Annotated in this window: 7 protein-coding genes; 3 read left to right on the top strand and 4 right to left on the bottom strand. The window is 48.1% G+C overall.

Annotation, left to right across the window (positions count from 1 at the left end; translation table 11 throughout):
- The first annotated feature begins 18 nt into the window (after positions 1-18).
- Positions 19-2,220, top strand: coding sequence for a hypothetical protein (locus tag ACF8D4_RS00645; protein ID WP_392468170.1), 2,202 nt, complete (start codon positions 19-21; stop codon positions 2,218-2,220).
- Positions 2,217-2,564 (top strand): hypothetical protein, encoded by a 348-nt coding sequence (locus tag ACF8D4_RS00650; RefSeq protein ID WP_208251667.1) that lies wholly within the window; start codon positions 2,217-2,219, stop codon positions 2,562-2,564. The genes ACF8D4_RS00645 and ACF8D4_RS00650 overlap by 4 nt, the downstream gene beginning before the upstream one ends.
- Positions 2,565-2,982: 418 nt before the next feature.
- Here the strand turns inward: ACF8D4_RS00650 and ACF8D4_RS00655 are convergent, their stop codons facing one another.
- Positions 2,983-3,864, bottom strand: coding sequence for a RepB family plasmid replication initiator protein (locus ACF8D4_RS00655; RefSeq protein ID WP_208251669.1), 882 nt, complete (start codon positions 3,862-3,864; stop codon positions 2,983-2,985).
- 336 nt (positions 3,865-4,200) lie between these two features.
- Positions 4,201-4,695, bottom strand: a complete 495-nt coding sequence (locus tag ACF8D4_RS00660; RefSeq protein ID WP_345882283.1) for a hypothetical protein — start codon at positions 4,693-4,695, stop codon at positions 4,201-4,203.
- 181 nt (positions 4,696-4,876) lie between these two features.
- Here ACF8D4_RS00660 and ACF8D4_RS00665 point away from each other — a divergent pair, with 181 nt between their 5' ends.
- Positions 4,877-5,680: a glycosyltransferase family 2 protein gene (locus tag ACF8D4_RS00665; protein WP_208251673.1), complete on the top strand. Its 804-nt coding sequence runs from the start codon at positions 4,877-4,879 to the stop codon at positions 5,678-5,680.
- Positions 5,681-5,740: 60 nt separating this feature from the next.
- On the opposite strand, the gene ACF8D4_RS00670 is transcribed toward ACF8D4_RS00665, so the two are convergent.
- Both ACF8D4_RS00670 and ACF8D4_RS00675 read right to left on the bottom strand, forming a co-directional pair.
- A complete protein-coding gene (locus ACF8D4_RS00670; protein WP_345882282.1) occupies positions 5,741-6,163 on the bottom strand; it encodes a hypothetical protein in 423 nt (140 codons plus the stop codon).
- A complete protein-coding gene (locus ACF8D4_RS00675; RefSeq protein ID WP_345882281.1) occupies positions 6,163-12,828 on the bottom strand; it encodes an N-6 DNA methylase in 6,666 nt (2,221 codons plus the stop codon). The genes ACF8D4_RS00670 and ACF8D4_RS00675 overlap by 1 nt, the downstream gene beginning before the upstream one ends.
- Between the last annotated feature and the right edge of the window lie 166 nt (positions 12,829-12,994).

Below are 12,994 nucleotides of genomic sequence, written 5' to 3' on the forward strand. Positions count from 1 at the left end.
AAAAAAAACAGGTGAGCAATGAAAACGAACATCCCCCCAGAGCAGTTGGGGAATACCGAAACAATACTGGCGTGCCCGGGTTACAGCGTCAGTGTCATGTGGGCCGTTATTGAACATGGAGCAGCCCTGGTATCCAATAGCCTCAACGGAGCAATTAACGAGCTCTATCCGGCAGAGTTGCAGCCAAGAGATAGAACAACCCCTGAGAGCGTCAACAAGATTGGTCGCCTATCTGGCTCGCTAAAATTCGCCAATCTGAACAAGTCTAAGTTCACATCGGACGGGGCGCCCATCTTGGGGCAAGACATGGTAACTGAATCAGGGAATGGGCGAGTGATGGCCATTCGCAAAGCATACGCCGAAGGATCCGCCGCGGATTATAGAGAAAAGCTGGTGGCCACATCTGAGCAGTTCGGTATAAAGCAAGCTGTTGTTGAAGCACTATCTCACCCCATGCTTGTTCGGATCAGGTTATCTGATGTGGATAGAGAGCAGTTTGCCCGGGATTGTAATTGGGAGAACGACACCAAGAGCCAGGGCGCCAGGCCTTTTATGGAGTCCATCGAAGAAAAGACGTTCCATGTTGTCAAAGCCAGGCTGAGCAATGCGACTTCCACCGCTGCAGTAAAGCGAACAATAGTCGAGTTTCTACTGATGTCGGTTGATGATGTATCAGATCAAGATGCAGCCTATCAACGCCTGGTTAATATACTGGTTACTGCAGCATCAAAGCGGGACTTTCTTTTCCTGGTTCACGGCCTAACGCTGCACCAGAAGATTAAAAAATCTGTAGGGCCGACCGCTCTTTCTGACGCCGAGCTTGCCGAAAAGCTATTCGGATCCAGGGCTTCGGCTACATGGATAAACATACTCGGAACTGTTGGCCTTGATACTCTCAAAATTGCCGAGGCTGTAAAGCAAATCGTCAGTGGCGATTTACTGAGAGCACAGAAAGGTGCCAATGAGTTAACCATTCGGTACCCAATAGCCTCAGCAACTCCTATCGGTTTGGTTAACTACCTGGCTGGCACAGCGTTAAGCGCTGATGATTATCAAAGGGCCGTGTTCGGAGAACTAAACCCAGAGCTATTCCCTGATAGCGTATTGGGTACGATGAAGGTTAATGGAAAGGCTGTAGCTGACTCTTTGTTGTCAGAAGTGCGCCAGGTAGGCACTGGAGAGATTAAGACCGCTTTATCTGAATTGATTGACTTCTATTTTGGCGCTATCAAGGAAACTCCAAAGGGAGACATGCTTGAGGATCTGCGGCGAACTGTCGCCAATGATCTGCTTGGCAGCTTCACGCGCCAAATTGACGCAGCCAAGAAAAAATATGCCGAGTCTAAGACCAGGAAAGAAGCCGCGAAATGGGAAAAGGAAATTGCCAATATTCAATCCAGAAGGGACAAGGCATGGCAACGTTTCAACAGTCAAGAAAGCATGAAGCGTTTCGTCACCGCCTGGGATAAGTTCGAGGAAAAAGGAACACTGCCAGATCCTCGAATATTCGGCATGAGGGTTTACTCCGTATGTGTGAACGCGCAAAAGGCAGCGATACCAGATACTGTCGTAGACAACATTGAATCTTTCGTATCACAAGCTATCGAGAAAAACCTCAGCATTAAGCCATCCGTATCACTCGAGAGCCCCGAAGTTAAGAAAGCTTTGAGTAAGGCCAACTTTCCACACGAAAAAGCAATTGAGAGCATTAATGAAATCAGTAGGCTTGTGGGTGGCAATGTCCCTGGTGATATAGAGCTTGTATATACAGGTACCCGGGCCTACTGTGAAAACCTTGGAGACAAAGTAAGAATCAATGTGGGCCAACACTTCGCTCGCGGCACAGCCTGGCACGAAGTAGGTCATGCAATTGAAGACACCAACCCAGGAGTGAAACAGTTAGCTTTCGCAGAGCTCCGCCGGCGAGCGGCCATTGCCCCAAGGCCCAAGATTGCCTCTCTCCATGACATTCCTGGCCGGTCATTCCGCAAAAATGAATACTATGTGAATTATTACCTCACCAGCCCTTATGAAAGTAAATTTTACGTATATGGTGAGGAGCTAAACAAGTTGGAAAAGCTCTCTGCGACTGAGTTGATCTCTACTGGTTTTGAACTGTTATCTGACAGAGAAGGCATTAGAATGCTGGCCAGGCACAGAGAATACTTTGAATTAATCATGGCAGCAGCCAAAACCCTAAATGAGGAACCAAAACAATGAAGCTGGCTATCCGAGGTGAAATAGACGAATTTGAGCTGCAATTTGAAGCCAAGAAGGCCTTTTCTCGGTCTGCGTATACTGTGACGCCGGAAGACCTTAAAGAGGGCGTAGATTCGTTTCTAGAGGGCAATATGGATTTTGGCGGTGTCCTGATTTTCAATGGCATTGCCAGTCCGGTCATTGTGAAGAATATCTTTGAGGCTGCAGGCTACGCGGTTACAGCAGATGATGAGTTTAACGAGGCATTCTCTACCGAGTCCATAGAGCTCGCTAACGAAGATGAGATCCAGTTGGAGCTTGATCGCCGCCGAGCAGGCGAGGGCAAAGAACCCTTGCGCTATTGATGGTGTAGCCTAATCGGGCAGGCCGCCTCCGGGCGGCTTTTTTACGCCAGAGTGTAGCCTAATCGGGCTTATGGTGTAGTGCTGGTGGGCTAGGGTGTAGCCTAATCGGGCTTGTGGTGTAGTGCTGGTGGGTTAGGGTGTAGTCTAATCGGGCTTGTGGTGTAGTGCTGGTGGGTTAGGGTGTAGTCTAATCGGGCTCTAAAGCAGGGTAATCTCTGCTAAATGTCTGAAATAACGAGTTTGCGCTGCCATCTTAAAAGAATAAACCCATGGCAAAGCAGCCTCATAGTTGAGAAAGACAAAAGCGGGTAACAGCTAACCACCTGATTATTAAGGATTCAATAATCAGGGTGTAGCCTAATTGGGCTCTGGTGTAGCTCGAGAGGGAGAGGTGTAGCCTAATCGGGCTCCGGTTTTATCAAAGCAGATCTTCAATATCGCGCCGGCCCAACTTCTTATCCCTGGATGTGATCTTGTAGTAAGTTTCTCTAGAACCTGGCTTATGTGTATAAAATCCAGTAACAAAACCCACATCCTCCAACTTTTCAATACCAAGCCGGATTCTCCGGTTAGCCTCTTTATCTGGAGTTGATAGCTGCAGCCTTTCTCGCATACGAGTAAATGATATGGGGTGTGGATCCTCTGGCAGTGATAAAAAATACAAGTACAAGCACTGCGCCACCTCAGCCCTGGGCAGTTCTGACAACACCTTCATGGAAACCAGGACTTTGAAATCCAGGGTATAAAGATCCCATATATCTGAGTCGGCGAGCAAAATAACTATGTCGCGGGTTTCATCCAACTTTGCTTTGTGCAATAAGCCTGTGTGAGAAGACTTTACCTGCCCCCTTCTTTGAAATGACAAATTAACCCCGCGGATCCTTGCCAAAGACGCATCTATCTGGCGCCGTAGCTTTGCATCAAAGCGCCTTGCCGGGTACCCACACATACGCGCAAACTCAGCAAAAGACAGCTCTATCTCATTGCTATACTGTCCATAGTGGCTGAACGCCAAGATAATACCGCACCAGACTCTGAAATCAGTCTCAACATTGAGTTTTGAGCCTGAGATCAGTACCTTGTCGTAACCTTCTTTGTGGCATATCTCCAGGTGCCGCAACTCCTCTGTGAGATCCTTGTGGATAGAAGTCTCAGCTTTGGTTCGACCGACAGGGGTAAAAACACCAGTTCTCAGCAAAACATTCGGCTGCACGGTCATTGCTGTTGAGCATGATAGCTGGGGTTCGCCCGAATCGCTGATTAAGACTAGGGGTAACGTCTTTTGTTCTAAATTTTCCATGTAGTTATGCACACGTTTTTTGTTATCGAACCCGCTCAGACTACACCGAAAAACCTGATTAGACTACACCTAAAACCTGATTAGACTACACCAGCAACCCGCTCAGGCTACACCAACAACCCGATTAGGCTACACCGGGCTTTTTTGAAAAGTCAGCTGTGATAGGGGTTTCAGAGAGATTTTTATACCCCTGGATCTCTTAGGATCTTTTGAGGATCAAATAGGATCTTTATTGGATCAGTCAGTGAATAATAAGTGTTATTTTCCAATGCTTTTTTTAAAGATGCATGGATCCTTTAAAAAGGGCCACCAGCGGTAGCCCCCAGAAAAGGATCATTAATCTCCTATGAGCTCATCCAGCTTTTTGGCCTGCTCGATGTAGTGTTCAACAGTTCCTTTCCCTGCAGATGAGTTGTAGTACTTCTTCCAGTATTCGGCTCGGCCACGAATGGTACCCGGGATCTCATCAGCCACTGTTCTATACCGCAGGCGAGCAAACACCAGGGCAAGCAACGGGCTAAGCTCAAGCTCGACATACTGAACCTTGCTCAGCGTAAAACCAAACTCATCATATAGTGCATTTACCACTTCCGGCCGACTTTGAAACTTTTCTTTAAGCCAGTCGAAGGTTGATTCATCTACTTGTGATAATCCCGCACCGGCGTATCTTTCGGTTGGATCCTTGTATGTTCCTAACACTGTTTCGGCTGCGCATGTTTCGAGTAATAGGCGATTGGCCGTGTTGTTGTTGCCGTTACCCAGGGCATTACAAACCCGCTTTGCGAGTGTTACAGCAGTGAATTGATCCCCTAAACCATAGTAAAACTTCATATTGAAACTCCTTATTTATTTGAAGTTCCAATGCTCCACTATGTCTGAGCCAGTTTGAAATTGGCGGGAGTTTAGTTGATGCCATAACAAAAAGGTGGCTAACAAAAACAAATCCATTGCCATTGATGAATAAACGGATCTATCCTAACAAAGTTATTTTGGCAAATACGGAAAGCAGAAAATGAGTACAACGGTTTCTCTGATTATCACAACCTACAACTGGCCCAAAGCGCTCTTGAAAACGCTTAAAAGCGTAGCGTTCCAAACTCGAGTGCCAGACGAAATCATCATTGCTGATGATGGCTCAGGTAAAGAAACTCTCGCAGTTATTACTTCGTTCCAATACCAACACCCCGAGTTACAAGTCATCCATTCTTGGCAAGAAGATGCAGGATATAGATTGTCGCGTAGTCGCAATTTGGCTATGGCCAAGGCTAAGTGTGATTACATCATCTTTGTGGACGGTGACATGATTCTGGATAAGCACTTTGTTGCTGATCACTTGGATGTAGCCCGGGAGGGACAGTTTGTAGCAGGCCGCCGAGTGCGTTTAACCGAGTCATATTCACAGCAGTTGCTGTATACAGACGAGTATCCATCCTTATTTAAAGGAGGATTTGAGAAACATCGGCTTGATGCGCTGCGCTGTAAGTTCCTATCTCGAGTGCGATCAACTGTTTCATCTGAAACAGGCGGGATCCATGGTTGTAATATGGCGTTCTTCCGTGCTGACGCCTTGGCTGTAAATGGGTTTAATGAGTCGTTTGTAGGGTGGGGGGCAGAGGATAAGGAGTTTGCCGCCAGGCTGTTTAACATCGGCTGTAGAAAGCTGAAATTAAAAAATTGGGCTATCGGATACCACGTTTTTCACAAAGAGCTGTCACGCGAGTTAGAGCCCATTAATCGTCAGATATTTGATTTTACCTTGGCCAACAACTTAAAACGCTGCAAAACAGGAGTAAGTCAATTTGTCCAATCTATTTGATTTTTATGAACTGTTACAACAGTGAGAAAAGGGGCCGTAATGGCCCCTTTTTCCTGCTTGTTAACCTATTGCCAATGCTTCCATATCCATATCGGTTAAGTAGTAGGTTTCATCCTCATCACTATCAGTGACAGGGTATTGATGCTCCCCGGAATAAAGGAAGCCGTTTTTTACAATGTAGTCCTGATATGCCCAGGCGGCACAGCAAACAAGGGCGGGGCTGTCATAGTCAAAACGGGCCAGAGTAGCGACTTCTGTTTTTTCACCAAATGAGAGCCCATTATCTGCCAGCAATTGTTTGAGTGCCCACCACCATGGGCCATAGCTCCTGTATAGCGATGGGTTAGTCTTGAGGTTTTCAGCGCAATTCTTGGTAAATGTGCTGACAAAATCAGACTCTGAAATGTCGCCCTGGCTGGTGGCCTCATCGAGCAAGGGGGCCAAATCCTCAGCGCTTGGTATTACTGCTTTGCTGATAGTCATTATTGAGAAACCTCTATTGCAGTCAAAATATCTTTCAATTCGATAGTAGATGGTACAAACCACCAAGAACCTGGGCACTCAGAAACGCCCCGTTTGTCGTTTTTGTAGAATACACCTTGGCTTAATGCCTTCAATGCCTCCTTGTTTTCATAGAGTTTTCCGGCAAGGCCTTTAGGATCATGGATACAATAAACGGTACCAATGTCTACCCGTACCTTTCGATTCATTATCACTGTAGAGTTAAGTTTTATAGTAATTCCCTCAAACTCCTGAGCGCTCTCTAGAGCCGTTATCTCTGTTTTTGCCTGCGTGTGTACCTCGGCAACCTTTTCTTGCTCCTGTGGCTCCGGCTCGGGTGTTTTTCGCAGCTTATCAATGACACTCTGGTACTTAGCTCGGTTGGATGCGTTGGTTAGATCGGTTAGAGCGCTGATCACTCCCTTTTTGGCCCAGTCCAACGAGTAATCAGGCATGTGGCTATCGGTCAATAATACCAGATCATCAAATATTGCCCCGATGGCGCCATAGTCGCCGAATGCATCCAGATAAACAGAGTCCGTTCCCATCACTCGGTCAATCATTGAGGGGGTATCACTGCTGTTGACGGCTTCCAGTAGCCACTCCATGCGCTTGGCTCTGTCTTCATCGGTAGCTGTGGCGTTTGCAGTCCTGCCAGCCTTGAAAAGTTTCTCGCGGCGCTCAATTTCGGTTTGTCGCTTCTGCTTGAACTCGGCCTCTTTCGTGGCCCAGGCCTGCGCCATCGCATCCTTGAAGTCTTGGTGATTGTCATAGTTTGCGGGTATGAGACTTGATGCCTCGCGGTAGAGTATGTACTCATTCGGCAAAGAGTAACTTTTCAGATCCAAATACTCGGCAAGTTTTGCCTGAACTTCATCCTTGGCCAACCAATCACTAACAGCCTTGGTTGCCCAGGCCGTAACCTCTGAGGCTGGCGCCGTGTTTCCGTAGCTCTCAATGGCATTAAGCCACTTCTCACCATACAGGGCCACCAGCTGCGGCTTAGGCGCTGAATAGTCAGAGGTGTGTTTACGGTTTTCCAGCAGCCACTTTGCAACACGCTGTTTGAGTGCCGTATTGTTTGGATCTGGATAGACAAACGTTTCTGATAGCTTTTCGCTATTCATGGAAACCACATCAAACCCGCCATTATCAGAGATCAACCAGTAGCGGGAAGTGGCGCCGCCATCGATAGCGATAGTGTTCTCTTTCAGCAAGGTTCTAAACAGCTCCTCGGGAATTTTCTCCACAATTTCGGTCAGAGTGTGTTTTTCCATGGCCCAATTTCTAAGGCTGAGCTCAGTCTCAGATATGTTTGTTTCATTCCCCAGGGCTGAGATTGAGATATTCATCGTGTGCCCGGCCTTCTTGCTGTCATATTGATATGACGTATACCGAACCTCTACAGCGGCCATCTTCAAGTCCCAATTGAATGACGTAACCTGCAAAACGCGGCGAATGTTGCTTGAGTGCTTTTGATATTCGGTGTGGTTATACATGGCGCCGACTTTATAAACTCTGTTGTTGTAGAGCATAAATTTTTCCGGCTGATCGATGATCATTGGTGGCACTTCAATTAGACCTTTAGCAATGGCATCGGCAACTGCAGGTTTCAGCTGTCGAGTCATATCGTGGGCCTTGTCGAGTCGTGCTGTTAAGCGCTGGGCAATCTTAACCTCTTTCTTGGCTGCTTCCAGGGCCGTTTTAGTAGCTTTGACCTGGCGTCTGTAACCCCTGGCTTCATCTTCGTAGTAAGTACGCATGTGACTGCCATCTTCTTTGGCCTTCTTTGCGTAGTTTTCATAGTTTTCGGCTGACTCAGAAACCTTTGCCAAGGTGGATTCAAGGCGCTCTACATTGGCCTTTTTGTTGAGATAATCTTGCTTGGCTTGTTCGGGATCAGCATGCAGGTCAAAAGATGCCTTCAAGAAGTTGTTGAGGTCGATATTTGCCCGGGCTATCTCGGCCTGGCGCATTTTCTCCAGAGCTTCTTTCTGGGCGGCGGCGATACGGGCTGCGCGTTCCTCCGGATCTTTGGCCAACAGGAGAGAACTTTGGCCAGCATCTTCTGCGTCAGCGTTACCCATTCGGTCGGCGTCACCGTTGAACAGCTCATACATCCATTCAGATTTACGCTTCAAGCTGCCGAGTCTGAACTCATCGAAGGAGCCTTTACCCACATAGTAGTTAACTCTGACTTTTTTCTGCTTTGAGCCTACCCGGGCACCGCGGCCATTTCTCTGTTTGATTGAGGCAGGTGTCCAAGGAAGTGTTAAGTGGTGAATATCTGTCGTTCCAATGTGCAAGTTAACGCCGACCTCTGCCGTTTTGTTGCAAATAAGGATCTTGTAACGGCCTTCGTTATAGTCGGCGGCAATATCCTCAAGTGACGCTTTTTCTTGTTCAAAGCTATCAGGATCAATTGCTTTGCTTTTCCGTTTCCCTCCACTTGCTGTATCAGAGTTTAAAATCCCAATTTCAGAAGGAGAGAGCCCCAGGTTATTGGCTATTATCCGCTTGAGTTTCCTGTGTTGCGTTTTCTCCTCAGTGAATATGATCTGCTTTCCGTCCTCGAGGCCGGCTTTCAGCTTCTCGATGAGCTGTGCATACTTGGGATAAATAGGGTGGTTGATTACTGATTCAGGCACTGATAGCTGCTTGAGCAGTTTCAATACCATATCTTCAAGGTGTTCACTGACTACAAGGACTACGGCCCCCGAAGTGTCCCTGCGAACCTTCACGACTGTATCGAGTGTAACGGTTTCAGCATCAATGAGAGACTGCTCATCAGCTTTATCTTCGCCTACGTCTTTTACGCTGATTGACTTGGGCAGCAGATCCGCTAGGGTTTTTATTTGCTCATCGTATGCTTCCGGAAACGTGAATGTGAGAGTGTGGTTATACAGGTCTAAGTCTGTAGTAACCCGATCCATATCCCTAATGATTGAGAATACTGAATCAACTTTTTCTCCTCTCTCAATGGCGCGTCTGCGCTCCTCCGGGTCTTTGCTGTTTAGCTCATCGGCGCGGGTGCGTAGCTCCTCATAGAGATCAGCTTGTGCCGCATTCATGTTGCACTGAACTTCGGCCTCATCCAGGTCTGGGATCTCAACAGTTGCAGATACATCCTTAGCCGTTTTCAGATTCACATATTTGTGAAAAATGGCGCGAAGGCCGGACAAGTTTTTGAAACCAACCAGGGCTGTTTTCAGCTCCACCTCGCCAGATATTTTCTGGACAAGAACTTCCTCTGTCTCACCAAACACTTTGATGAAGTCGTCAACATCCATGATCCCCAACTCTTTCCATTCGGTTGCAGGCACAACAAGAGAGAGCATGTTGAAAATGTCAGTTGGGGAGTTAACAGTGGGGGTGGCTGTAAGTAGTGTTACGCCTCGGCCATCAAAGCGAGTTTTGATGTAGTCGGCTTTCTGGGCCATGTCCACAGCGAGATCTGCCGTGCCGGCAGTTGGCAAGTAAGCCAATTTTGAGCTTTCGCGGCCTGCTGCGTATGAATTGCGATAGTTGTGGCCTTCATCGGCAATGATGTTGTCAAAACCCATATCTTCAAAGTACGGAACGTCTTGGGCCTTGGTCGTTCCAGTGTCCGCATACTTCTGTTTGAAGCGCTCATTCTTCATCGCGTCCCGGTGCTTCTTCGCGTTTGCAACGTATTTTTTGCCAGTAAGAAGGCCTCGATCGACCATCCTCATGGTGTAATCGCCGACAGACTCTGGACGCATTGGAATGCTGGCGAACTGCTCCTTAGTCATAACAACCAGGGAGTAGTTTGATTGCGGGATCATGTTTAGCCGCTTTTTCACTTCTGCTGTGTCGGCGAAGGAGATTACATCGCGGATAATTGGATTCCCGGTATTTGGGTTTATCTTTGGCTGGCCTTCTTCATCAAGTACAGGCGCTTTCTTAATGCTGCCATCATCGTTTAACTCTGGAGTGACACCGACAAACAGCACTTTGCTTATGTGGACGCCGTAGAACATTTTGCTTTCGTGATACCAGTTTTCGATGACAGGCTTGGGCACTATCAGGGCAGTGCGCCGAGCTCGGCCAAGCTGAGTGTTATATGCCACCAGCCCCAGGGCCGTGAAAGACTTGCCCAAACCTGTGCCAAAGCCACATATACCGCCTCCGCTTTCGCTTAATCGGCGGATTTCGGCGCACTGATAGTCGAAGTTAATAACCTCGCCCGATGTATCTGTAAGTTGAAGCGGAGCATTACTATGTTCTACACGCAGATAGCCGTTAAACGTGTCGTTGTATAAGTCTGTTAATGCGTCAATATCGTCATGCTGTCGGATCCACTTTGAAAACTGTTCTTCAAGCCGGCGCATCTTTGATTTGTATTCGTTGATTAGGTCTTTGCGACTACTCGTAATACCACCGCCATTCAGGTACTTCATCAGCTGCCCGTCAAAGCCGCCTTTGTACCCACCGAAAACACCATCTTGGCCCTGGTAGTCTTTAACCTCCTCTTGGTAGCCGTCTTCATCTTCCAGGATCTTTGAGTATGTCATTCGAGAGTATCCATTCTCCTCAAGGAACTCTTTCACATACTCCCTCGGGATCCATTTGGCCGTCAGGTTAAAGTCAATGGCGTCAACGTGTGTTCTGGTTCGCTTCTGTTCGATTAAATCCAGCTGTCGTTGATAGTTGTCGAGTATGTCGGGAGCGATACCAGGAACGGCCATTGCGTTTTTGATTTCATGGATGCTCATTACAATGTTGCCGCTGGTGGCGCGGTCAATAGGTGCGAGGTTCCCATCCGGTGTGATGGCCACGCCTGGAAGTTTTGCGAGCTCAGAGAGGGATTTTGCTTGCCCCTGATAAAGCTCTGCAAACTCATCTAGGGGAACAGGATTTAGATCTCGAACACTGAACAGATAACCAATTGTTTGAGTCGCATCAGTCGGGTCATAAGCGATTGTTTCGCCTTTGCGAACCTTGCCATTGAGCAGATCGCTAAAATTGCCGTCTTTGTCCACGCTGGTGGCAAAAATGTTCCAGTAATTCGCATTGCGCCCTGTCAAAATGGCCAGCTTGCCGGTACGGGCCGGGATGCCGAACCGATTTAACTCTGCAGTTATGAGATCCCGGGCTACGGCCAGGGCGGTGCTGTCGCTGTCGGCTCCAGCCTGCAGCGTTTGGACACGCATACCAATGATAGAGCCTCGTATAACCTGCTCTCGATATTTTGGCTCCTGGTCGTAGGCCAGTTTAATAAAGTCTCTCAGGGGGCCGGTAAATAGTCCTGGGAAGTCATTATATGCAGCCATCAACTGTTCATAAGTCAGTGATAACGCGCCTTCTGGCTCAGATAGCGTGCTCTCGAGGCCTGCGAATGTGTTCGCGCCGTACCGCTCTGCATTAATGCTTCCATTATCGGCCACCAGCTTGATCGGCTCCCAATTGCCGGCAACGAATTTCATCCAGCGCCCGTTGATCAGCTTTTCGTCACCTTCGGCGTAAACAATCGGCAGGGGTTCGGAGGCATCTATCAGCTCCCAGTCAATACGGCTTTCAAATTTGTGCGAAAGCTTCTCTTTAAGAGCCGCATTGGTCAGGTTGTTTGTATTGTTCACCACCAAGCGATTTTGGAATGCTGCTGTTTCTGATTCGCCGTGAACGAACCGCTTGCCCTCTGCAGATTCAAACCACTTGCCGTTTATGAATGTCGGCCAGAGCACGTTGGCTTTTTTCAATACAGAATCGGCCAGGTTGGGTAAGAGCTCCGCCAGATCCTCGGGATGCTTACGCATGAACAAAATATCTGTTACAACATCGGTGCCAGAGTTGCTGAATACACCGCTTGGGAGTCGATGTGCGCCAAGGAACTCTGCTTTTTGACTGATAATGCGGCGCAGCTTCTTATTCTTTGCGCCGGAGATAATGCCGGTTGGCACAACTAGACCGATCAATCCACCAGGGCGCACTTTGTCGATTACTCGAGCCACAAAATAGGCATCAATTGCCTTTAGTTCTGCAGATAGAGGGGATGGGTCAAGGGCTGCGGTTGCGCCTCTCACCGCGCCGAAGGGGACGTTACCAACACAGCTATCAAATAGATCATCTTCGACATCAGCTGCCAGGCGCTCAAAAGGTTGATTAAATACGGCATCTTCCGGGTGTAGCAGTTGGTTAATTGCGCTGCTGGTGGGATCTATTTCCGTGGCTGTGATAACTGTGCCAGCCGGTTTCATTTCCTGGAATACACCGGCGCCAGCTGACGGCTCTAGCGTGTTACCGCCGCTAAAGCCCATGGAACGCAAGCCATCCCATATACCGGCCGCAATTTCTGTCGGGGTGTAGTATTCATGGATGTGGCCACCAGTGTCACTTTCGGTGTCAGTCCCGCCAATGCCGGAGTATTGGCGTAAGATCTGTTTATCCTCATCAGTGAGCAGCTCTGCATTCGTTCCTACTCGCTGCAGTATTGACACTGCAGCGGCGTTTGCTTCCTTCCTTGCTCGGTTAAGGCTTACCCCGTTCACTTTCTCTATGCCCATTGCCGGGCCGGTGTTGCTCCAGGGTTCAGAGGAATCAAATACAAACTTGGATAAGACTTTTTTTACCCCGTCTGCGTTTGTTGATTCCGTAATCGCCTTGATTACGTCTTTAATTTCAAGCATTGATCGCTCCTGTTTGTTGGCTTGTGGCGATGCTAACAATCAGAGAGAGGTGAACTTAAAAAAGCGGGGGATTAAGAAAATAGGTGAAAAGCTGGTGCTAACGCACCAGGGGCGCTCGTTCTAACTGGCCCGTAATTGCCGTGTTATCGAAAACGATTAGACACGC

Origin of the sequence: Shewanella sp. YQ_9 (assembly GCF_043103185.1) — a bacterium.
Taxonomy (GTDB): domain Bacteria; phylum Pseudomonadota; class Gammaproteobacteria; order Enterobacterales; family Shewanellaceae; genus Shewanella; species Shewanella algae.